The organism is Actinacidiphila polyblastidii (genome assembly GCF_036353415.1).
GTDB classification, from domain to species: Bacteria; Actinomycetota; Actinomycetes; order Streptomycetales; family Streptomycetaceae; genus Actinacidiphila; species Actinacidiphila polyblastidii.
Map to the genome: position 1 here is coordinate 1 of NZ_JAZEWV010000097.1, position 379 is coordinate 379.

The window sequence follows — 379 nt, forward strand, 5'->3', positions numbered from 1 at the left end:
GTCGTGGTCGCCGTGGTCGTGGTCGTGGGGGTGGTCGTGGTCGTGGTCGTGGTGGTGCGGGTGGTGGGGGTGGTGGTGGTCGGCTGCTGGTGCGTGGTCGAGGACGGTGGTGGCTGGGCTGTGCGTTGCGGTCTGTGGTCTGGTGCTGGTTGTGGGCGGGGGCGTTCGGGTTGGGGGGTGGTCGTGGGGGTGGGGCTGCGGGCGGTGGTGGGGCTCGGAGGGTGGGGGTGTGTCCGCGGGTGGTCTGGGTGATCGCAGGCTGCGTAGTGCGCTGGGCAGCAGGCACAGCCCGGCGGTGGTGATGACCAGTCCGCTGAGCGTGCCCAGCCAGGCCAGGGCGTCCTCGCCGACCAGCGCGGAGGAGGCGCTGAGCGCGATA

At 72.6% G+C, this 379-nt stretch carries 1 pseudogene; it reads right to left on the reverse strand.

From position 1 onward, the window contains the following. Positions 1-379 (reverse strand): annotated as a pseudogene (locus V2S66_RS34390) (hypothetical protein); the annotation flags it as partial.